This window comes from Dyadobacter sp. CY347, from assembly GCF_021502655.1.
In the GTDB taxonomy this organism is placed as follows: domain Bacteria; phylum Bacteroidota; class Bacteroidia; order Cytophagales; family Spirosomataceae; genus Dyadobacter.
In genome coordinates this window covers 362,134-384,871 of sequence record NZ_JAKFFT010000008.1, presented here as the reverse complement: position 1 = coordinate 384,871, position 22,738 = coordinate 362,134, and the positions used below count along the sequence as shown (strand labels likewise).

General features: G+C 46.8%; 21 protein-coding genes. 17 read left to right on the top strand and 4 right to left on the bottom strand.

Going from position 1 to position 22,738, the window contains the following annotated elements; translation table 11 throughout:
• The first annotated feature begins 37 nt into the window (after positions 1 to 37).
• The 11 genes from L0659_RS20055 to tssD (L0659_RS20005) all read left to right on the top strand — a co-directional run bounded on the left by L0659_RS20055 (position 38) and on the right by tssD (L0659_RS20005) (position 9,753).
• A complete protein-coding gene (locus L0659_RS20055) occupies positions 38 to 865 on the top strand; it encodes a fibronectin type III domain-containing protein (RefSeq protein WP_235128368.1) in 828 nt (275 codons plus the stop codon).
• Positions 866 to 930: 65 nt separating this feature from the next.
• Positions 931 to 2,022 carry a hypothetical protein gene (locus tag L0659_RS20050; protein ID WP_235128367.1) on the top strand — a complete coding sequence of 364 codons (1,092 nt, stop codon included), beginning with the start codon at positions 931 to 933 and terminating at the stop codon, positions 2,020 to 2,022.
• Entirely contained in the window at positions 2,019 to 3,317 is a 1,299-nt protein-coding gene (locus tag L0659_RS20045) for an OmpA family protein (protein ID WP_235128366.1), read from the top strand. Before L0659_RS20050 ends, L0659_RS20045 begins: the two co-directional genes overlap by 4 nt.
• Before the next feature lie 31 nt (positions 3,318 to 3,348).
• Entirely contained in the window at positions 3,349 to 4,344 is a 996-nt protein-coding gene (locus L0659_RS20040; RefSeq protein ID WP_235128365.1) for a hypothetical protein, read from the top strand.
• A gap of 11 nt (positions 4,345 to 4,355) precedes the next feature.
• Positions 4,356 to 4,655 (top strand): PAAR domain-containing protein, encoded by a 300-nt coding sequence (locus tag L0659_RS20035; RefSeq protein ID WP_235128364.1) that lies wholly within the window; start codon positions 4,356 to 4,358, stop codon positions 4,653 to 4,655.
• Positions 4,656 to 4,694: 39 nt separating this feature from the next.
• Positions 4,695 to 5,144 carry a hypothetical protein gene (locus tag L0659_RS20030; protein ID WP_235128363.1) on the top strand — a complete coding sequence of 150 codons (450 nt, stop codon included), beginning with the start codon at positions 4,695 to 4,697 and terminating at the stop codon, positions 5,142 to 5,144.
• Between the two features lie 26 nt (positions 5,145 to 5,170).
• The gene (locus tag L0659_RS20025) at positions 5,171 to 6,538 is read left to right on the top strand and encodes a DUF5458 family protein (RefSeq protein ID WP_235128362.1); all 1,368 of its coding nucleotides are present in this window, start codon (positions 5,171 to 5,173) and stop codon (positions 6,536 to 6,538) included.
• Positions 6,538 to 6,945, top strand: a complete 408-nt coding sequence (gene tssD / locus L0659_RS20020; protein ID WP_235128361.1) for a type VI secretion system tube protein TssD — start codon at positions 6,538 to 6,540, stop codon at positions 6,943 to 6,945. The genes L0659_RS20025 and tssD (L0659_RS20020) overlap by 1 nt, the downstream gene beginning before the upstream one ends.
• A 4-nt stretch (positions 6,946 to 6,949) precedes the next feature.
• Positions 6,950 to 7,450, top strand: a complete 501-nt coding sequence (tssD, locus tag L0659_RS20015) for a type VI secretion system tube protein TssD (RefSeq protein WP_235128360.1) — start codon at positions 6,950 to 6,952, stop codon at positions 7,448 to 7,450.
• Positions 7,451 to 9,292, top strand: a complete 1,842-nt coding sequence (locus L0659_RS20010) for a type VI secretion system Vgr family protein (RefSeq protein WP_235128359.1) — start codon at positions 7,451 to 7,453, stop codon at positions 9,290 to 9,292.
• 44 nt (positions 9,293 to 9,336) lie between these two features.
• Positions 9,337 to 9,753, top strand: coding sequence for a type VI secretion system tube protein TssD (gene tssD / locus L0659_RS20005; RefSeq protein WP_235128358.1), 417 nt, complete (start codon positions 9,337 to 9,339; stop codon positions 9,751 to 9,753).
• 90 nt (positions 9,754 to 9,843) lie between these two features.
• Here the strand turns inward: tssD (L0659_RS20005) and L0659_RS20000 are convergent, their stop codons facing one another.
• Positions 9,844 to 10,611, bottom strand: coding sequence for a TssN family type VI secretion system protein (locus L0659_RS20000; protein ID WP_235128357.1), 768 nt, complete (start codon positions 10,609 to 10,611; stop codon positions 9,844 to 9,846).
• Positions 10,612 to 10,690: 79 nt separating this feature from the next.
• Here L0659_RS20000 and L0659_RS19995 point away from each other — a divergent pair, with 79 nt between their 5' ends.
• The 6 genes from L0659_RS19995 to L0659_RS19970 all read left to right on the top strand — a co-directional run bounded on the left by L0659_RS19995 (position 10,691) and on the right by L0659_RS19970 (position 19,008).
• Positions 10,691 to 11,119: a GPW/gp25 family protein gene (locus tag L0659_RS19995; RefSeq protein ID WP_235128356.1), complete on the top strand. Its 429-nt coding sequence runs from the start codon at positions 10,691 to 10,693 to the stop codon at positions 11,117 to 11,119.
• A gap of 9 nt (positions 11,120 to 11,128) precedes the next feature.
• On the top strand, positions 11,129 to 12,910 hold the full coding sequence (locus L0659_RS19990) for a type VI secretion system baseplate subunit TssF (protein ID WP_235128355.1): 1,782 nt from the start codon (positions 11,129 to 11,131) through the stop codon (positions 12,908 to 12,910).
• A gap of 12 nt (positions 12,911 to 12,922) precedes the next feature.
• Complete coding sequence (locus L0659_RS19985) at positions 12,923 to 13,819, top strand: type VI secretion system baseplate subunit TssG (protein ID WP_235128354.1); 897 nt, start codon at positions 12,923 to 12,925, stop codon at positions 13,817 to 13,819.
• A gap of 67 nt (positions 13,820 to 13,886) precedes the next feature.
• A complete protein-coding gene (locus L0659_RS19980; protein ID WP_235128353.1) occupies positions 13,887 to 14,276 on the top strand; it encodes a hypothetical protein in 390 nt (129 codons plus the stop codon).
• 166 nt (positions 14,277 to 14,442) lie between these two features.
• Entirely contained in the window at positions 14,443 to 17,421 is a 2,979-nt protein-coding gene (gene secDF / locus L0659_RS19975; protein ID WP_235128352.1) for a protein translocase subunit SecDF, read from the top strand.
• A gap of 126 nt (positions 17,422 to 17,547) precedes the next feature.
• Positions 17,548 to 19,008, top strand: a complete 1,461-nt coding sequence (locus L0659_RS19970; protein ID WP_235128351.1) for an amino acid permease — start codon at positions 17,548 to 17,550, stop codon at positions 19,006 to 19,008.
• Between the two features lie 68 nt (positions 19,009 to 19,076).
• On the opposite strand, the gene lhgO is transcribed toward L0659_RS19970, so the two are convergent.
• The 3 genes from lhgO to L0659_RS19955 all read right to left on the bottom strand — a co-directional run bounded on the left by lhgO (position 19,077) and on the right by L0659_RS19955 (position 22,664).
• Positions 19,077 to 20,276 carry an L-2-hydroxyglutarate oxidase gene (lhgO, locus tag L0659_RS19965; protein ID WP_235128350.1) on the bottom strand — a complete coding sequence of 400 codons (1,200 nt, stop codon included), beginning with the start codon at positions 20,274 to 20,276 and terminating at the stop codon, positions 19,077 to 19,079.
• 24 nt (positions 20,277 to 20,300) lie between these two features.
• Positions 20,301 to 21,494 (bottom strand): anhydro-N-acetylmuramic acid kinase, encoded by a 1,194-nt coding sequence (locus tag L0659_RS19960; protein ID WP_235128349.1) that lies wholly within the window; start codon positions 21,492 to 21,494, stop codon positions 20,301 to 20,303.
• Between the two features lie 75 nt (positions 21,495 to 21,569).
• Entirely contained in the window at positions 21,570 to 22,664 is a 1,095-nt protein-coding gene (locus tag L0659_RS19955; protein WP_235128348.1) for a regulatory iron-sulfur-containing complex subunit RicT, read from the bottom strand.
• Positions 22,665 to 22,738 lie beyond the last annotated feature (74 nt).

Here is a 22,738-nt window from a genome sequence, read left to right as displayed (position 1 = left end):
ATCGTAAGGTTAATTAACTAAGGGTAAGCCTTAAATTATGAACAAGCACATTGGGATTATTCTAGTCACTTTACTGGCCGCATCGCTGCATTCATGCAGCATGTTTACGAGCGTGGACCCGCTTCCGCCCGCCATTTCGGAACTGACCATTGTGGAAGTTAAGCGCACAGAAATTACTGTTAGTGGCATAATAGGAAATCCGGATGCCAAAAATTCAAGACAAGAGAAAAAAAGCGGACCGATCATTGAGTACGGACTGGTTTACGGCACAACGCCCAATCTTGATATAACCAAAAACACGGTGCTGAAATTGGATTCGATGCCTACCGTTTCCCTTGTAACGATCACCAACCAGCGAATAGGCGGCTTATCGGGCAATACGGATTACTATATCGCCCTGTATGCCCGTAATGAAGGCGGCGGTTTGGCTTATGGCGAAACCGTAAACTTCAAAACAGCCACGCAGGGTGCAATAAAGGTTGATATAAAATCTTCGTCAAACCCTATCAATTCCGCATTTTGGTATGACCTGGACGAAGGCAAAATAACAGAAGCAAACGGCTCTGCCGCAGACGTCACGATAGATTTGTTCGAAATCAGCGGAAGGGGACTGGTCATTTCTTTTAACCTGAAAGGAAGCACATCCGCCAAAAACCTGGGCCCGGTAAACTTTGATAACCTGACCTATCTCAACCTGGCCAGTACGACCAGCTATGAGACCACAGGCGTTGGCTTTGTGGTCAATGCAAACTCGGTCAATTCAGTTGTAGCATTTAAAACCGGCGCCGGCCGCTTCGGGAAATGGAGGATTGAGTCAGTCGCCGGCAATGTGCTGGTGTCGAGTTTAACCACTTATGAAAATTGATATTCGCAGGCAATGTGCCTTCAAACATTAAAATGAGAAATCTTTATAAACATATCCTCCTGCTTATGCTGATATCATCGGCTGCCATGGCGCAGGACAGGATCTGGCTGGACAATGGTAACCCGGTCCAGGCCAAGCTGAGCCGCGCAATGGATAGCAAGCTGGAATGGATCGCAGCCGACGGTATTCCCAGGATTTATCACAGGAAACGCTTTCTGGTGGTTTTTTCGGGCAGCGGGCAGTTCATGGTGATTTCGGAGCTCAATGAAAATGCAACCAAAGCCCAAACGCAGATCGAAGCTTTTTACAAATCGCCGCCGCGGAATGTTAGCCAGGACATTATCGTGAAAAGTGTGCCGCTTACCATCATTACGGGCACCATTTCGTACGAGAGCGACGAGGTGATCAACTACATGACCATGGAAGGAAATGCGGCATCCATTGGCAAAGAAGAAGTCGCGGCGGTCATTTACCGCGACGGGAGGCATGAAATCCTGCGGGACGTGGTCGACGTTGCGCCCTTGCTCGCTCTCGCGCATAAGGACATTGAAAAGAAGGAACGGGAAATGGTGCAAATGCGACAGCAAAAGCCTAAAGTTTCCGATTCACCCAAAAAAGAGAAGCCACAACCGCCCAAAGAGCCGGCAAAGCCATTTTTATCAGACACAGAATACAAGGAATACAGTGAAAAGGGAATCAGGCGTGTGGACGAATTCAATTCCTATCTCCGCATCATTGCGAACAAAAGCTTGAAAGCCGAAGAGAAAAACAAGGCCGTTCAGCAAGCATTAAGCCTTTTCGAGCCTCAGGCAACTGTTGCGGTGAGTTCGGCGAAAGGAGTGAAAAAATATCCGGTAAAGGAATATCTGAACCGGCTCAAACTGCTTCCATACAGCAAGATCAACATTACCTGGAATGAGGTTAAGTATGTGAGCGAACTGAAACAGGAAGCGGATGGAAATTACTATGGGATCATAGCCGGGCAGCAGGTTTTTGAAGGGTTTGCAGCCAACGGGAAAGTCGCTTACGGGGACATTACCAGGAAAAACGTCCGCGTGAAACTGGAATCGTATCAGAAAACGGTCGATGGGAAGGATACGGTGAATTGGGAGGTTTTGTTGGGCAACATTGGAGTCGAAACCAGCGAAGGACAATGAACTACAAGAAGCTATTGATCACCCAGTTGCTGTTGCTAGCAAGCATAACTGCGCTCCATGCGCAATGTGGCTTCCTGGCGGGTAAGGTCACGGACATTACAGGTTCGACGACATTGAAAGCGAGTTTGTCAGCGAAAACGGATCAGGGTAAGGTGCGACTGGGCAGGACGGATTCAACCGGGATATTTAATGTTGAAATGCCTTGTAACATTTCCGTGCTCACCATTGAATCGGCTCAATATCAGTCGCTTCACATGCCGGTGAATGCCGACGGAAAGCTGGAAGGGACTTATTATGTATCATTTGCAATGCTGCCTTTGGGAAAGCAAACCAGTGACGAACCGTATGCACAATCGGAACAAACGCATTATGAATTAAAAGACACTACGAAAGCGCAAACGTCCATCATTCGGCGGATTGAAGTAAAAGATGCGGTTTCCAATGAGTCGTTAGCAGCCGAAGTTTGCCTGTATTATACGCACAAACAAAAGAAGGACTGTTTCAGCCTTGTTGCCAAGAAGCCCTCTCTGGAAGTGATTTTTACAGAAAAAGACATTGTTGCGATTGAAGTAAAAGCAGTTGGTTACCAGTCGTATAACGGGAATCTGATCCTGGACAAAACCGATGACGAGCCGCGGACTTACATGATCAAATTGAACAGGCAGCAAACAATGCTTTCCATTAATATCCTTAATGCGAAAGCAGGCATTTCATGCCGGCTCAGTGCGCAAACAGGTTCTGCCATTGCTTTGAATAAAATAAATGACGGGCATTATTTCGCAGAGCTGGCTCCCGGAAAATCGTATCAGTTCAATGTATCAGGATCGGACCAGCCCGAATTCAGCACGGCCGTTGCGTCCATAAAAGAAGGGTTGAATTTAAAATCGGTGCGCTTGACAGATAAGGCCAAACCAGCTGCCGTTGCCGAAAAGAGCCTGAATACCAGCATTACAGCCTCCGACAGGACCCTTTATTTCCCAAGAAGCGATTACAAACTGCCGTTACAGTCCCGCACATATCTCGATTCTGTCGCCATTTACCTTGCTGAAAATAAAGGCAAAGCATTGCGGATCACCGGACACACAGACAATGTGGGAAACCCGGCACTTAACCTCACATTATCGGAATATCGGGTCCGAGTCATCACCCGCTATCTGATCAACAAAGGCGTTCCTGAAAAATTGATCGCATCGGCAGGCCTGGGCAGCAAGCAGCCGGTGATGCCCAATGATACGGAAGAAAACAGGCGGTTGAACAGGCGGGTAGAGGTTCAAATTATTGATTTACAGGAATAAAGTAATTGAAATCATGATACAACAAATGAAAATGCAGAGAACAACATGCTGGCGAATGTTAGCTGGTTTCGTGGTGATCCTTTTTTGTGCCAACACTTCCCACGGCCAGGCATTGAGCCGTAAGGACGCAGATGAGATCCGGGTGCTGGCGCGCGAAAAAATAAAAGGCCTGAATGATCTGCTGAACGCGATTTCCAATGAAGACCTGAGCAATTACGAGCGCCGCTATCTGATGATGAACAGCTACATGCCCAGCACTGACCAGATATTTGTGAACGACGGCGTGATCATCGAGGACGACATTGACCCAAAGCACAAAGCCAGCGCGCCGGGCCTGGATACGCCGATCGAAAAATATCTGAGCAATTTTGACCTGTTTTATACCAAAACAGAAACCAACACAATCGAATTCACCAACCTCGTCGTGTCGGATGTGAAGGTTGACAAGTATCCTTTTGTAAAAGTTTTTTATACCCAACATTTCAAAGGAAAAAGCAATAAGGATAACACGGCTTACACGCCTATCGCCCGCGTTGCGGAATTGCGGGCGGATAAGTCTGGTAATGATTGGATCGTGTATCTGACCCGCGTTGCTTTCAACTCTTCGGATAATGCAAAGGCGGTTCCGGTAACACCCAAGCCTTCTGCTACTTACGATTCGCTTCAACGCAAAAAAGAAGAGCCGGTTGTTGCGCAGACGACGGATAAAAAACCAGTTCCAACACCCGAAGACGCGAAAGAAGGAGAAAGGGTTTTTAAAGAGATTAATAAGCCGGATCAGGCGCAAATCCAGCGTGCAAGAAGAACGGGCATCATTAAGGTGGGCGCCGGTGTGGCAGCATTGGCCTTTGGAGCGGTTACTTACTCCATGCTCAACAAGGATTACAAGGATTACAAAAACCGCATCCAAAATCCCGAAGGGTTAACCAGTTACGCAAAGCCGGGCATTTACATTTCGGCAGGGGCCGCTGCTGTGGGACTGGGTGTGTCCTTATCCTCATTATTTGATTTCAAAAAAACACGCTAACCGAAGATAAAATGGGACAGCCAGCAGCAAGAATAGGCGATATGCACGTATGCCCGATGGTAACGCCCGGAACGCCCCCCATTCCGCACGTGGGCGGGCCAATCCTGCCACCGGGCGTTCCGCTGGTGCTGATTGCAGGACAACCGGCCGCAACCATGGGTGATATGTGCGTGTGCGTGGGCCCGCCCGACAGCATTGTAATGGGTTCGCCCACGGTCATGATCGGAGGGAAGCCGGCAGCCAGAATGGGCGACACGACGGCGCACGGCGGCACGATCACATTAGGCTGTCCAACGGTTTTAATAGGATGACCAGCACGGATTTCAACATTTACTTAACCATACAAAACTATGTTCAATTACGGAATAGGTGGGAATGAACGCAAGCTGGACCAGGCCAGTGAAGGCATTGCAGACATACCCCAAAACAGAACGCTTTTTGCGACACGGCTCACCGGCGAGCCGTCGCCAAGACCAGAAATGGTTTATGATCTTAAAAATGTGGAGGAGGTTTTCGCACATTATCAGCCCGAGGCAGAAGTTGAATTCATTACTTCCGACGGAAGCCTGATCAACGAAAACCTGCGGATGCGGAATTTGGGTGATTTCGGAAAAAAAGGAATTGTAGCCCAAAGTGCTTTCCTGCAAGATCTGGACGCCCGCGCCGAAGCTTACCAGCAGGTTGTGAGGCATTTGAAAGTAAACAAAATCCTGAAAGCAGCTCTGGAAAAACCAGAAGCCAAAGCAGCATTACTGGGAGTATTTCAAACACTGATCAATGAGCTCGAAGAAGCGGGCTGATATTCACTCATTCAAAATTAGAAACGATGTCACAGTTACAAGAAAATTCGTCGCCGGCCCAGGGCGCCCTGAAAGAAAGAGTGGCGGTTCCGCTGGAAGCCGGGCTGCCTGTTCTGGCAAAATATGGCAGTTTTGATCTGGTAGAAACCATTATTGAAGGCGCTGCCAATGTTAATCCCGAGAAAAAAGCCAGAAAGAAAATATTTCTGACGGAAGCCGATAAAAAGAAAGAGCGCCAGCAACTTAAAAAGCGTTTGCAGCTTTGGTCGGAGCTGTTGAGCAGTGCGGATAATGTTGCGGAAATGATTGAAATAGGGCAAAAACAGGCGGATACGGCCTCTGTGCTTTTGAAAGAGAACCTTGGAAAGGCAGTTGAAGAGCTTAGGCCACTGGAACAGTCTTATCGCTCTGTCGCCATGTTTTTCAAGAATACGGAGCAGGAAAAAGTGAAAAATATAACATTCCTCAATGCCGATGCCGATCAGTTACAGGACCTTGATGTAACCACATTCATCGATGCCGTAGGAGAAGAACTGGCTGCCAAATTCGACCGGCTGGATCTGCGCGAAAATTATTCAATCCTGAATGTTCCGGGTTACCTGGGTTCGGGTAAGGTGGTGGATAAGTGGGCGAAAATGGCTCATAAGAATAAAGTAATGCTGGTGACGGATTTCATGCATCTGGATGCGCCAGAGGACGTTATGGAGCTTTTTGAGTCGGCAAACCTGACGGGCGGCGCGGCGCATTTATCCAATGTAATGATGACTTGCAACTGGCTGACAGGCAGGGCTAAACACGGTGATCTGGGTGAGGAAGAAGACCTGTTTATTCCGCCATCCACCGCATTGGCGGGCAATGTTTACAAAACGTTAATGTCGCAGGTTGCGGCTGGGAAAAAACACGGAACGCTGAATGAAGTTGACGGAGTCCGATTCCCGCTGAAAAAATCAGAGATCGCGGATCTGGAAAAAATGGGATTGATCCCGATGGTCAATGAATACAGCAAAGTGATGGCGTTCTCTGCCAAAACGCTGTTTAACGGGGATAATGTGGGTTTACAGACCTATTCAGTCGTGCGGGTTTTCGATTATATCACCAAAGTGCTCATTGATTTCTTAAACAGAAGAGCATTTGAAAACTTTGATTACAACACCAAAAACGACCTCAAAAAGCAGATCATCAAGTTCCTCGACAGTGTAACCGGACCTGGGAAACTGATCGAAAAATTCAGCGTGATGCGGTTTGAGCAGGATAAAAACCAGAAGGATAAAGTATACCTCGACATCCATATGGTCCCCTATTTCCCAGCCAAAAACTTCATGATCGCACTTACAGGCCAGAAAGGTGATGATTTAGACGCCACAGCCTGGGCAGCAGAATACGCGCAGCAGTAATGTCCTTTGCAAGCACCTTGAAAATTGACGGCGAGCATGAGTACAATGTCATGTTCATGCGGTTTGAGCTGCATCAGACGGTGGACGATGCTATGTCCATTACTTCACCGATGCAGTGGGCACATTTGTATCTGGAAGTGGATATGGTTTTGGATGATTTCCTGATCGAATGGGCGAATAAGCCGTCGCAAAAATATGATCTGACTGTGGAGCAATTCGGTGAAAACGGCTCTTTCAAGACGCTGAATTTTAAGGAGGCTGTTTGCATTGAATTTGTGGAAATGTTTGATGATGGCATGGATGATCTGGATAAGGCATTGGCAACCAGACTGCAAAATTTTATCACCTGTCTTACGATTACGGCCGGTAGCGTAGAAATCAACGAAGCCAAGCTGGAAAATTTCTAAAACAATGGCAGAACAGGACGCAACGATTGGCGTGGAAGCACATTTCACGCTGGATGGGAAGGAATTTTTCGCAAAAAACGTCTCCTATGGCTGCAACCGCACCGCTGACGAGCGCGGAAGTCCTGCCGATGCGCCCAAAGCAAGGCTGATCCGCATGACGATCGCACCCAAGCAGAATGATGATTTTGCGCTGCTTTACGACTGGGCGTTCAAGAACGACAGGCAGCTCAGCGGGCAGATTGAATTTAAATACAACAACGACTCGCAAGTGCTCCGAAAAATGGAATTCGAAGATGCTTTCTGCGTGGGGTTCCGGGAATCTTTCCTGGCGAAATACACGACGATAAGAGGCGGCAAGCTGGTGCACGTTCCCGATGCAAAGTCCTATCTGCCGCAGCACCGGGGAAAGGATTATTTTCTGCGCCAAAGCAATGAAGCGCTGGTTTACGAACTGGTGCTGCTGCCTAAAAAAGTCAGGATTGGTCAGGTTGAAATTACAAGCTAAATGGCGCGACAGGTAAACACATCCATTGAAATTGAAGGCGGGACACAAATCACCCGGCACCTCGGCCTTGTGATCGAGCAGGATCTTTTTGCGCATCATTGGTTTGAATTGCTGGTGCCATTTGACCAGCTCGAAAACGAAGGCGAGCATTTCTTTAACCAGTCGCACCGGGCCGTAATGGGGAAGAAAATTACATTCTCATTCAGTCCGAGGTTGGGGCAGGAATCATTTGACTTCACATTTCAGGGCATTGTGACGGAGATCCGGCTGCAAAGTCTGAGTGATATGAGCAGTGCATTCGTCCTGAAAGGGTTCAGTCCGACCATTGTTCTCGAAGATTCGGTGCAGCGGAGGTCGTTTCTGAGAGGAACGGTGCAGGACATTTTTAATTCTGTTTTGCAGCCCTACCCCCAAAACCTGCTGCGCAAGCAGCTTAACCCTGAAAACGGGGGCCGGGCTGTTCCTTTTACTCAATATAATGAGAGCAATTACAAGTTTTTGAGCCGGGTGGCCGACCGGTGTTCCGAATGGTTTTATTTCAACGGTCGCGAATTGGTGCTGGGGCATGGCAATGATGCCCCGGAAGTGGATTTCCTGGTCGATGGCTTGCAGAATTTCGATGTAGCGCTCAAACTTTCACCGTCTGTTTTCAGCCTGGATGGCTATAATTATACAGTTCCACAGTCATTTTTGGGACAATCGAGCCAGCAGCAGGTGGACGGGCTTACCTCATTAAGTGAGTTTGCATTGCAGGAATCGGATAATCTTTTTGCCCAAAGTTCACTCCTTCCCGCGCCCGAAATCATCAGCGGGCAAAGCGAAGTTGACGAGCTGACCAAAATGGAACGTTCGGCCCGGGTAACTTCCATGGTGGACTTTCGCGGAACGGGTGAAACGCCTACGATCAGCGTGGGGACGGTGCTAGCCGTGAAAGGGCAGCGGTTGAATGAGCGCGGCGAACAGTATGAAGAGAATTTCGGCAAATACAGGGTGGTGCACATCCGGCATGAGGTAAATACGGCTGGGAGTTATCAGAATTCCTTCAATGCAGTCCCAGAATCGGCGCAGCATCCGCCCAATAATCCCTACGTCAGGAACCCTTTGGGGGAAACGGAACAAGCGGAGGTTATTGCCAATGATGACAGCGACAGCCTGGGCCGGGTAAGAGTCAAATTTTTTTGGAGCCAGTCGCGGCAGCAGGACCAGGAATCGATCTGGATGCGGGTGGGGACAATGCACAATTCTGCTGGCCGGGGAGTCAATTTTGTGCCGGAGGTAGGGGCAATGGTGATGATCGGTTACGAAGGGAATCTGGCAGAAAACCCTTTTGTAATGACCAGCCTTTATCCGAAACCCAGTGAAGAAATTAATTACACCTCAGACAACAACGACATTAAAGTAATTGCTACGAGATCAGGGAACATGTTTGTTTTCCTCGATAAGGACGGCGATGCGCAAATTCAGATCAGTAACCGCACCAAAACCGACACATTCCTGACATTCAGTTTTAAAGATGATGGAAAAATAGGAATGCACGTAACGAACGGGCTGATCGAGGTGAAATCCAAAGACCTGACCATTGAAGCTACCAACAACATTTCCATCCGGGCCGACAGCAAACTGGAACTGGAAGCGAATGAAATTTCAATCAAAGCCAATCAGGATTTGAAGGTCGAAAGCACAGGCGGGACCGAGATTAAGGCTGGTACGGAGCTCAAAGCCGAGGGAACCGCCGGTGTGAAGGTCAAAGGGGCCCAGGTTGGCATCGAAGCGGATGCCATGGCAGAGCTGAAAAGCAGCGGCCCGACCATTATCAAAGGCGCAACAATCATGTTAAACTAAATATCCATAATCAATTTCTTTTCACTTTTTAAACACTTACAACTATGCCAGCATCAAGTTTTGACGCGTATTTTACCTGGGACGGAGGTCCTTCGGGCGACGGGATTGCCGTCATTTCATGCTCTTATTCTTTGTCACAATCCATAGACGATAAAGGCCGTGTTTCCTCGAAAGTATATGGAGGGACCGTTTTCATTCAGGTTGACTCTTCCAGTGCCAGCGACAGCCAGGGACTTTGGGAATGGATGGTGGACCCGGACGGGAAAAAAGCATCTGCAAAGATCACTTTCAAGAATGTGGACGAGGAGCAAACACAGAAAGAGCTGGAACTAACAGACGTTTACTGCGTGCAATACAGCGAAAGCTTTATGGAAACAGGGTCTATGCCGATGACAACGGCCCTTACCTTATCCGCCAAAGAGATCAAGTTGTTCGGCACGCCGCATACCAACCGCTGGTAATCGATCACGTCGCACCATTAGGACTCATATCATTCGCAACGTCGTGAATTTATAAACGGCGTTGCGGAAAAATGATAATCAGATTCAGGATCAGCCTCTTACCGCCACAATGGTTTCGTTGTCGACAATGTTGTTGGCTTGAAAAGTAAGGTCAGGGTCCACGTATTTACGGCGTTTATACCAGGGCGCTTTTTTATAAAACAGCCAGCCATAAGGTTCGCCTGTTTCAGACAAATATTCAATGGGGCTGCCCGGATTGCGGTCGTTGTAGTCGTTCAGGAAAATGAAGAATAGCTCACCAAATAGCATTGCATTGGGCGCTTTGGCCCGGAAGTTGGTAAATGAAGCTTCTTTCGCAGTTTTGGTAAATTCAAATTGGATCACCAGCACGCGGGAAAGGTCCAGCAGGTCCATATCAGGCAATGGCTGCCCGACGGGATAAAACCATCTTTTGTATTCTTTAAGAGGAATTTCAAGATAATTCTGGTAAACCCTTGCAACAAAGATCGGAAACAGAAAACCGACCAGTGCAGTGGCCATACCAACGCCTTTTGTGAGTTCTCCGGCCAGTTTATGATACGCGTAAATGATCAGCAGCGCAGAGATCAGTGTGATCAAAAGTGTTAAACCAATTGCTTTCGCCGACTTTCCCTCGAAGAGCTGGTTGAACCATTGGGAAAGCAGGTAAACATGCAGGATTCCAAATACCAGAAAAACCGTCATGGCCATCGGATAAGCATCCCGGTAATCTGCAATCCAAAACCCGAGCGAGCCAACGGCAACCAGGAGCAAAATGACAATCACTGCATAAAAGGTTTGAAGTCGTTGTGCTGGGGTTTTAAGAAACGGGATATTCATTCTGGCTGTCTTACAGGTTAGTATGAGACAAAAATAAGATACACTTTCATTAATGCAACCAAATGTTTGAGTGAACGCGATGGAAGATCAAAATTACGCATTGCCTTTATCGCTGGACCGCATTGTCGCAGGCCAGCATCACCCGCGTTGCTCCGATAGGGAAGCCATCCATCAGCATCTGTATCTGTTAATGGTCACGCATTTCGACGAGGCCCGATTCGACAGCACATACGGCTGTGCGCTTTGGGAGCACGATTTCTCCATGTTATCCCAATTAAAATGGAAAGACCTGATCAAAGAATCACTGGAAGAAGCCATCACCAAATTTGAAAAGCGGCTTGCCAATCCGAAAATACGCGTGGAAGTTGAGGAATTTGAAGTGCTTACCAAGACAAATAATTACGTCCGAAAGCGGGTTGGCGTGGAAGTGAAAGCAGCGATTAAGCGAACCAATGAGCCTTTCGTTTTCTTTGAACGCATCTTCATTTCTCCATTATCAATTGAATAACAATTCGTTATGTATCAAACAGCAGCTTATTCAAAAGAAAACATTTCGCGGCGTTTGCTAAGGCGGTCGGCAGAACTGTGGGGCTACGACGAATCCCAGATCGACCAATTTGATCCTTTGGTGAAATTGATCATTGAAGCCTGTTCCGTTGAATTTGAAAAAGTAGGCCAGGAAATCCAGGGCACGGAGCTGCGCCTGATGACGCGCTTAGCCGAAATACTTTCCCCCGAAACACATGCAAACCCACAGCCTGCGAGCGCCATTGCACAAGCGCGTTCAGTGGAATCAACGGGCTGGATTGAGCCTGAAAATCAGTTGGTATGCAAGAGGATTAACCCCCGAAAAGGCGAATCCGCCGAAATATTCTTGTCAGCCGCAGCGCGTTATCCGCTGGTGAACGCAAGCATTGTACATTATGCAACGCCTAATGCATTATTCGGCATTGAAAAAGGTGTCCGCAATTTAATTTCTAATGCAAAAAGTGTCGCAGGCGATCAAAATATGTGGATAGGGATTGAGGCAGACGCGAACATTACTTCCTGGAACGGTTTCCGCTTCTTTTTCGACTGGATTAATGATGTGGAACAATATGCTTACCGTGAATTTCTTCCTGCAACCGCATGGGAAGGCAATGCGAAAATGATTCATTATAAAATCGGGGTTCAGGATGAAGCCATCGATGACGCGATACGCATATACGACGGCAATTTCATCCGTATGGCCAGTGCCGATTCCTGGGAAAAAGGGAAAATGCTAACGAGCGCCTATCCGCCGGAATTTGAACAGATCTTTGATAACAGAACATTACAAGGGTTGAAAAAACCATTGCTATGGCTTAAAATCAAATGGCCAGCCGCATTTCCCGCTGCCGGTTTCGAAAATATGACCGTCGCATTGAATGCATTTCCGGTTTTGAACAAACAATTACACAAGCTTACCTATCGCCTTCAACCCGGACTTAACGGCGTTGCATTGCCTTCGGGAGATGCGTTTTTAGGCATTAATACGATTATAAATCAAAAAAACCAGGGTTACACCGCTTCTGAAAAGAACCAGTATAATGTTGAGGATTCGTCCGCACGGACCTATGCATTGCGCCAGCAAGGCGTCGGCCGTTTTGATCAGCGTAATGCAAAGGCAGTCCTTTATCAGCTTATGGAATTATTGAGGGATGAAGTCACCGCATTCAATGCTATCGGCGAAGATTTCCTGGCTTCCATTTTAAGGGAAATTGCACAGAATATGGCGCGTATCGAACAGAAGCTTGGTCCGAAAAAAGCCAGTGAAACGACCGCGCAGCCATTTTTAGTAATCAAAGGAGAAAAAAATCCGGACGTTCTATACATTTCCTACTGGACAACATTATCCGAATCTGCCAACGGGCTTCCCGCGGGTTCCAAGCTGCAATCTTACTCCGCAACCGGCATCAATGGCGCCGACATTTCCTTGCTGACCAAATCCATCGGCGGCAAGCCTAAGCCGGATGAAACGGAATATGTGGATCAGTTAAGGAAGAACATTATCACCCGAAACAGGCTTGTGACACAGGAAGATATGAAAGCTTTTTGCTCAGCCGAACTGGGAAGCCGGCTCAAACATCTGGAAGTGAAACCTCATTTTATGCAAAGCAACATGCCCGGACAGGGGTTTGTGCGCTGCCTGCAAATCCGCCTCACGCCATTTGCGAATGTTGCGCGCGATGAGGATTGGCAACGAGCCTGCCAACTGCTGCAAATGAAAATTCAGAACCGGTCAACAGGCATGTATCCCGTACAGGTTATCACTGCATAGTAAACCAAGAATATGATTCAAGAACCGAAATCGGATCTCCAAGCTGAATTTGTGGCCAATTCCTGGCTGGAAGAAGGATTGTCACCTGAAAAAATGCTTTTCAGGCCGCTGGGGTCATTCAAGCGGCGAAGTCACCAGGACATTGAAATGACTGGTGAGCAGGATATCGGAAACTTTTCAGGACAGGTTATAGAGTCAAACCGGAGCGGGATATACGATTATCTGCCCGAGCAGCTTTTTCACCTGCCCACTTCGAATGCTATCAATACACTCAAAAAGAGAGTTGACGAGATCCGTTACCAGCGCGAAAAAGAGCAAAAATCACGATTGTTCTTTTTGCCGATCGAACAGGAGTTTTTTCTGAACAGGTTAACCATTTCCAGTCTCGAACAGCAAGCATTCGGGCTGGATCGCGACTCCGCTTTGCTGGAAGAGCTCCGGAATTTCTGGCAGGTTCCGTCGGTCGTTTCGCAGGAAACATTGGTGCGGCTGCTTCCTATGCTGCCGTTTGTTTCCGAGCATCGAGGAAATATGGAACTGGCAGCGGAAATGTTATCCGGCATTTTAAATCTTCGGGTTGAAATTACGCAGTGCTTTGGTCAGCAGTATCTGGCTGATGGCAATGCCCGCCTTACCAGTGCACGGCTGGGCATGGACACCACGCTGGGCGGCGTTTTGGACACTTATCTCCCGAAAATCAGCATTGCCATTCATGTGCGCACACAGGAAGCGCTGGAAGAAAGGTTATACAATGCCCATTTTGACACATTTTTAAACTGGCTGCTCGGCTGGTTTTTGCCCGTCGAATACGAATTTAATGTTGAATTCAGGCTGCCTGCTGACGCATCGGCGCTTTATCTGGTTGAAGAAGGCAAAACAGCAAGCCGCCTGGGCTTCGCAGTCCTTTGAAAAAATAGTTTGCGTTTGTAATTTTTTAGATTAAAATTTGCGGTTTAATAAGAGAACCGGATCCGAAGTGAAAGCGCAAAGAGTTATTAATCAGACAATGAGCTTCATGCTTGCCATCATGCTTTTGATGGTTGCAGGAATGCGTTCCTGGTCTGATCAATCGGATTCGGCGCAAAAGCACATTGCGCATGCCAAAGAGATTGGTAAGGATCTTTCGAAGAACGCTTCCCAATCGCCGGAGCAAAGCCAGGCAAAAGTGAGTGCATTGTCCCTGGACGCTGTTATCACCCCAGCATTATCATTTGATTTTTCCCATTATTTCTACTTTTTACCGCAACCCGTCTGGCACTTCGTAGCCAGCGAACTAGTTGTTCCTGTTGTTGTTAAGGAATCTGTTTTCCTGTTTTCCTATTTCCACAGGATCTTCGGGCGTTTTATAGTCACCAACGCCCCGTAAAGCCGTTTCTCTGGCCATACATCCCGCGGCAGGCTAATATTCTTTGATCTTAAATTACACATTCATGACAGGCTATAAGCTTGTCGGACAGATCAATTGCTGCATTACTTCGCATTCATTTTCTTCATTTTCAGGAATATAATTTCAATTTTTTCAAAACATAATAATGGCTAATAAGAACGGAATTATCGGGCTAACCATCGTGATCGCCCTGATTAGCGTCTATTATCTCTCATTTACATTCGTGTCCCGCAACATTAAAGCCAAATCCGTGGCTTATGCGACTGATGCGAAAGGAGAAGTAGACCTGTCGAAAAAACAACGCTACATTGATTCGCTATGGCGTGAAGATGTGTACATCGGTCATACTTTGCAGGAAGTAATGGAACGTGAGCTGAACCTTGGTCTTGATTTGCAAGGCGGTATGCACGTAGTAATGGAAGTGGCCCCGGCTGACATTTTGAAAGGAATGGCTGGCGGAAATGCACGCAGCGTCGCTTTCCAGAATGCATTGAAAAAAGCAGGTGAAAACAAAGCCGTTAGCAACAGCACATTTATCAACCGCTTTGCCGCTGCATATAAAGAAGCTGCCCCTAATTCAAGCCTGGCCAGCATTTTTGCGACAAGCTCCAACAGAGGCAAAATCAGCAGCAGCTCGTCGGATAGCGACGTGATCAAAATGCTGAACACGGAGGTGAATGGTTCAATTGACCGTGCATTCCAGATCACACAGGCCCGTATCGATAAGTTTGGGGTAACTAACCCGAACATTCAGCGTCTGCCCGGCCAGAACCGTATTTTGGTTGAGCTTCCGGGTGTTGATAACCCTGAGCGTGTGCGTCGTTTGCTTTCAGGCGCTGCAAAACTTGAATTTTCTGAGGTTTATCTGACCAACGAGCTTGCTTCCGGATTGGACGGGTTAGGGAAATATCTTGCTAAACAGGAAGAAATTAAAAAAGCAACTGGCAAACCGGCCACAACAGCCGCTGCTGCCACAACAGATACAACTAAGAAAACAGACGGCGGTCTTGCTGCCCAATTGGCTCAAAAATCGGCTGATTCTACCGCAACCGACTCTTCTGCATTGGCTGCTCAAAGTGCTGCATTGACAAATTTGTTCGTTCCGATGCCACAAGGCCTGGGTGTTTTCCTGAAAGACACTGCGCGTGCAAGTGAAATCCTGCGCCGCCCTGAAGTGAAATCCTTATTCCCTGCGGACCTGGTGTTTATGTGGGACCGCAAAGGAACAGAAGGCGTTAACAACCAATTGATCCTGCCATTGTATTTTATTAAAAAGCAAAATGGCCAGGCTGCTATGGAAGGTGACGTGATCGTGGATGCAACGCACGACTACGATGAGCGTGGCCGTCCTGAGGTTACAATGCGTATGAACGGTGAAGGCGCCCGAAAATGGCGTACATTAACTGCCCGCAGCGTAGGCCGCCCGGTTGCGATCATTATCGATAATCTTGTTTACACCGCGCCGACAGTACAAGGCGAAATCCCTAATGGTAACTCAAGCATTACCGGAAGCTTTACAGTGGAAGAGACAAAAGATATGTCTAACGTCTTGAAAGCAGGTAAGTTACCGGCTCCTACGCACATTGTTGAAGAAGCGGTTGTAGGTTCTTCGCTGGGTGCTGAGGCCATTAATGACGGACTTATTTCATCTGCCGTTGGTTTGCTCATCGTTTTGGTTTTCATGGTGGCTTATTACAGCCGTGCAGGTTGGATCGCCGATATTGCTTTGCTTATCAACTTGTTCTTCCTGTTGGGGGTTATGGCTTCTCTCGGAGCGGTTCTTACACTTTCGGGTATCGCCGGTATCGTGCTTTCGATTGGGATGGCCGTGGATGCGAACGTACTTATTTATGAGGGGATCAAGGTCGAGTTGGAAAACGGAAAGCCATTTGCACAAGCAGTTAGGGACGGTTTCAAGCATTCGCTTACAGCGATCATTGACTCCAATGTAACAACATTGCTTACGGGTATCATCCTTTACACATTTGGAACAGGGCTTGTACTTGGATTTGCGACCACATTGGTTCTCGGTTTGCTTACCTCTCTGTTTTGCGCCATTTTTATCACGCGTTTGTTCCTTGAACAACAGATCAAAAGAGGAAAAGTATTCAATTTCTATTCGGGTCTGACTAAAAACTGGTTTAAAGACAACGACTTTGATTTCGTTTCACAACGCCGTCGTTTCTACATTATCTCTGCGATTATCATTGCGATCGGGGTTGGTTCATTCATTTTCAAAGGATTTGGACTGGGTATCGACTTCAAAGGCGGACGTTCTTATGTGGTTCGTTTCCAGGAATCGGTTGATGCGGATAAGTTAAGAAGCATTATGGACGAAGATCTTGGCTCGACCACAGAAGTAAAAACATTCGGTGGACAGGATCAGGTGAAAATCACTACTGCTTACCTGATCGAAGAGACATCTACGGATGCAGATCAAAAAGCTGAGGCGAAAATCCTGGCAGGCGTTAAGAAAATCCCTAACAATCCTGCCAAGATCGTGAGTTCTAACAAAGTAGGGCCAACGATGGCCAATGATACGCTTTGGTCGGCCGTGTACGCGATCTTGCTCGCACTTGCTGCCAACTTTATCTATATCCTGATTCGATTCAAAAGGGTTGCGTTCAGTTATGGAGCGGTTGTGTCGCTCGGGCATGATGTGATCATTATCCTGGCTATTTTCTCGCTGTTCAACGGCTGGTTGCCATGGTCACTGGATATCGACCAGGCGTTTATCGGTGCGATTTTGACAATGATTGGTTATTCAATGAATGACACAGTTGTAATTTATGACCGTATCCGGGATTACCTGGCGGATGATAAGTCACGCAACCAAAGCCTGCCAACGGTTATTAACAATGCATTGAACAGCACGTTGAGCCGTACTGCGGTAACGGGTATCTCGGTAATCCTTGTTTTGATCGTGTTAATGATCTTCGGAGGAGCTGTAATCCGGGGATTTACATTCTGTATGCTTCTTGGGGTTATCGTGGGAACTTACTCATCTCTGTTTGTAGCAGCGCCTATCGTGGTTGACTTGCTGCAACGCGAAAAAAGAAAAGAGCCTGCATTGACGGTGGCAGAACCTGTCGCGCCGGTCGGAGGCAAAAAGATTAAGGCATAAAGATATATTAGAATAAAAAGGGGTTAAGTTTCATACTTTCCCCTTTTTATTTTGTCTATATACGCTAATGGCAAATTTTCTTTTTAGTTTTAACAGATGTTAATATAACTACAACAAACGCATTATATGGCAAATCAACTCTGGGTCAAAAAGCCTATTGACAAATTATTACTGGAATCATCAGGAGAAGGAAATCAATTAAAGCGTTCATTGAGCTCTACCAGTCTGGTTGCCCTTGGAATCGGCGCGATCATTGGGGCTGGTCTTTTTTCATTAACCGGGATTGCTGCTGCTGAACATTCAGGACCAGCCGTTACCATATCATTCATCCTTGCGGCTGTGGGTTGCGGCTTTGCGGGGCTTTGTTATGCTGAGTTTGCTTCCATGATCCCTATCGCAGGAAGTGCATATACTTACTCATATGCTACGATGGGTGAGTTTGTTGCCTGGATCATTGGCTGGGACCTTGTTTTGGAATATGCATTGGGAGCAGCAACCGTTTCGGTGAGCTGGTCGCGTTATTTGCTTGAATTTTTAAACAAATTTGGCATTCACCTGCCTGCACAACTGGTTTGTTCGCCTTTTGAAGTAGTGAAATTGAGCGATGGAACTATCATCGACAACGGCCTTATCAATTTGCCCGCCATCATTGTTGTATGCTTGCTTTCACTATTACTCATCAGAGGAACACAAGGATCAGCGTTTTTGAACAATGTGCTGGTTGTGGTAAAAGTAGCAGTGGTTTTGATTTTCATTGCCCTGGGTTGGAACTACATCGATCCTCAAAATTATGTGCCGTACATTCCGGAAAATACTGGACAGTATGAAAACTTCGGCTGGTCGGGTATTGCAACAGGCGCGGCGGTTGTATTCTTTGCATTTATTGGTTTTGATGCAGTTTCTACGGCAGCTCAGGAAGCTAAAAACCCACAAAAAGGGATGCCGATCGGGATCCTTGGATCACTGGTTGTTTGTACAATTTTGTATGTGCTTTTTGCACACGTAATGACGGGCTTAGTAAAATATACAGAGTTTGCAAATGATGCTAAACCTGCTGCAACTGCCTTTGCTAAAACAGGTTACGATTCACTGCAAACCGCATTGATCATTGCCATTCTTGCAGGTTACACTTCGGTAATGCTGGTAATGCTTTTGGGTCAAAGCCGCGTGTTCTATTCGATGAGCAAAGACGGACTTTTGCCTAAGTTTTTCAGCGATGTGCATCCTAAATTCTCGACGCCATGGAAAACCAATCTTTTCTTCATGGGCTTTGTAAGCATCTTTGCCGGACTGGTTCCTGTGAGTGATTTGGGCCATATGGTGAGTATAGGGACATTGTTTGCATTCTGCCTTGTATGCGTAGGCGTATGGATGCTGCGTGTGAAGAGGCCGGACCTGGAACGTTCATTCCGTACGCCATTGGTTCCGTTTGTGCCAATTATGGGGATTGTTGTATGCCTTTACCTGATGTATTCGCTTCCTATCGAAAGCTGGTATCGCCTAGCGATTTGGCTGGCGATTGGGCTTGCAGTATATTTTGGTTACGGTAAGAAGAATAGTAAGCTGGGAAAAGAAGGGTCTTTATAATAATTGAATAAACAAAAAGGTCTCTGTTCTTCATTTAGAACAGAGACCTTTTTGTTTAGTAACAATCTCTAAATTCTTGCCAAAACACGCTCGGAAACGGTCTGGCCAATTGATAATGAAGATGTTGCAGCCGGTGAAGGCGCATTGCAGACATTAATGGCATTCTTATTTTCAATTATAGAAAAATCATCCAGCAACCCGCCATCGTAATCGCAGGCCTGCGCACGAACGCCCGCGCCGCCGGGAATGAGGTCTTCACTCTGAATTTCAGGAATGAGGCCTTGTAGTGCTTTTGTGAAAGCAGCTTTGGAAAATGACCGGTAATATTCGCCCATGCCCGTTTTCCAGTATTTCATCGCCACTTTCCTGAAACCTGGCCAGGCCAGTGATTCCATCAGTTCAGGAACATTGAAGTCCAGCTTACTATAACCCTCCCTGCGAAATGCAAAAACAGCATTAGGCCCGGCTTCAACACCGCCTTCGATCATGCGCGTGAAATGCACGCCGAGGAATGGGAAATTAGGATCTGGGACTGGATAAATGAGGTTTTTGACCAAATGATGTTTCTCCGGTTTGATCTTATAATATTCACCCCGGAACGGAATGATCCTGACTTTAATGTTCTCAGGTTGCGTTAATTGAGCCACTTTATCGGAATAAAGCCCGGCACAATTGACGATCAGTTTTGTTTCAAACACGTTACCCGTCGCCGAAACGACTTCGGAATGTGTATTACGGTTTTTAATATCAATTGCTTTTTCTCCAAAACGAATTTCTCCGCCTGATTTCTGGAAACATTCTGCGTATTTTTCAGAGACTGCTTTGTAGTCGATAATGCCCGTGTAAGGGACCCAGATGCCTTCCAATCCAACCACATGCGGTTCAATTTCGCGAATTTCACCTTGTGAGATCATTCTGTTTTGTGTCAAGCCATTCTGATTTCCCCTTTCGAACAAATTACGCAGCAATGGCCGCTGTTCTTCGGTGGTTGCGACAACGATCTTTCCGCATAAATCATAATGCACGCCTTCCCGGTTGCAGAAATCGATCAGCATTTGATAACCGCGGATGCAATTGGTGGCTTTCAGACTGCCTGGTTTGTAATATAACCCGGAGTGGATTACGCCGCTGTTATGCCCGGTTTGGTGCTTGGCAACTTCATTTTCTTTTTCCAGCAGCAGGATTTTCAGCGCGGGTTTTTGCTCTTTTAATCGCAATGCTGTGGCCAGGCCTACGATGCCTCCGCCTATGATGGTAATGTCGTACATCTTATTCTTTAATATTTTTTGCAATTAGCCTGGAAACGAAATTTTCCCCATAGAAACGCCCGGCACGCCTTCTTTTTCTCCAAAATGCATTTGTTGGCCGGCTACTGCTTCATTTGCTAAAACAGCGAACAAAACCGCCTCCTTAGCATCGCCAGAAATGCCCAGCTTATCAATTTTTAACACAGGACGGTTCAACGCGTGAGAAATTCCCGACATTAAGACCGGGTTATGCGCGCCGCCGCCGCTTGCGTAAATGGTGTAAGCCTCATCCTCGTTCATTACGCTCCTGATCGCGTCAGAAATAGTTTCGGCGCTAAGCTGCGTCAATGTTGCGATAATATCCTGTCGGGACACAGAGATCAGTTTGGATTGCTGAATGGCCGATTCTACGTAATCAAAATTGAAAACTTCGGGGCCGGTGGTTTTTGGAAATGGTGCTTTGAAAAACGGAAAGGACTTTAATGTTGCCAGCAATGTTTCATTCACTTTCCCGCTCGCTGCAATGGTGCCGTTTTCGTCGTAAGGTTTATGGTAAAATCGCTTGGTATAGGCGTCCAGAAGTGTGTTTCCGGGGCCAGTGTCCGTTGTAAATATTTTCGTGGTGTCGAGTGTTCCTGGCAGGAATGTAAAGTTGGCAATGCCGCCCATATTGAGCAGAATGCGATTTTCACCTTCCTTAGAAAACAGGAAATGATCTCCATATACAGCCAGAGGAGCGCCTTCTCCGCCAGCGGCAATGTGTTTTTGACGGAAATCACTTAATGTAATAATGCCTGTTTTTACTGCAATGTGGTCACCGTCACCAATTTGCAATGTTGCATTAGGGAATTCGGGAAGCTTATGCTGTTTTTTAGGTGCGTGAAATACGGTTTGACCGTGACTGGCGATAAGGTCAATGTGCTTCAAATCAATGTCCCAGCTTTCCAGACAGTCCAGGATCATTTTGGCATGCGTGATGCCAATGTATGGATTCAGGAGGCAAAGCTGTTGAAAATCGATCTGTCTTTTGGCAAAGATTTGAAGGATTTCATTGCGAAATTCTTCGTCATACGGCACCGTTGTGAAAAATTCTAACTCTAAAACCGTTTCCGTGCCGCTTCCTTCAATGTTACAAACAGCCACGTCCAGCCCATCCAGTGAGGTTCCGGACATTAACCCGATAATTCTGCGCGATTTTTTGCCGGAAATCTGGTAGAGTTTCTCAATATGCTCCTTCATAAGCCATTTTGTAAAAAAAGGAAGCCAAGCGCTGATAAGCCTTGACTTCCTTCCAGTTAAAGATCTTGCCGGATTCTAGTCGGTTTTCTGAGGAGAAGAAGCTTGCGGTTTGTTGGCATTGTTCTTGTTCTTGCCAGACCTGCTTTTCTTCTTTTTCTTCTTTTTCTGTTCCTCGCTGTATTTCTTATCCAGGTTTTCAAGATCGCTGTTGATCTTTCCGGGCGCTCTGTCCACTGCTGTTCTTTCGGCTTGCGGCGTCAGGATTTCCAACGATTCCGGAATAATGTCCTTTTTGTTCAGCTCCATGATTTCCAGCACTTTACTGATCGCCACCGGATACCAGTTTGTGTCTTTATCAAAACCAAACCACATGATTTTCTTGAAAATGTCCGTTTTTTGCAAAACAGCAACACCTTTTTTGGTCTTCAAAGGCACATCCACTGTCGGAATGTCCCGTAAAGCATCAATGTAGGTTTCGAGCTCGTAATTCAGACAGCATTTCAACCGGCCGCATTGTCCTGAAAGTTTTGCAGGATTCAATGACAGGTTTTGGTAACGCGCTGCGGCTGTTGATATATTTTTAAAATCCGTAAGCCAGGTCGAGCAGCACAGTTCGCGCCCGCAAGAACCCAATCCGCCCAAACGGCTCGCTTCCTGACGCAGGCTGATCTGCCGCATTTCAATCCGAACCTTGAATTCCGAAGCCAATGACTTGATCAGCTCACGAAAATCGACGCGTTCCTCGGAGGAATAATAGAATGTTGTTTTGGTATTATCAGATTGAAACTCCACGTCGGAGAGCTTCATATTGAGCTTCATCTCACGGATTATCTCACGTGTACGATAAAGCGTCGGCATCTCGCGTGCCATCGCCTGGGTGTGCTTATCAAGGTCTTTTTCATTTGCAACGCGGTAAATCACGTGCATATCATCATTGATCACTACGTTTTTACGCTTCATTTGAAGCCTTACGAGCTCACCCTGCAAAGAAACCGTCCCGATATGCTGCCCGGAAGCCATTTCACAAACCACATAGTCGCCTGTGATGAATTCCAGCTGATTTATATTTCTGAAATACTCTTTTCTTCCTCCTTTGAATTTAACTTCGACAACATCAAAACGTTGGCTAACAGGCACATCCATGTGACTCAACCAGTCGAAGACATTCATTTTATTGCATCCTCCTGTTCCACAGGTTCCATTACTTCCACATCCGGAGACCGCTGATCCACTACTAGTACCGC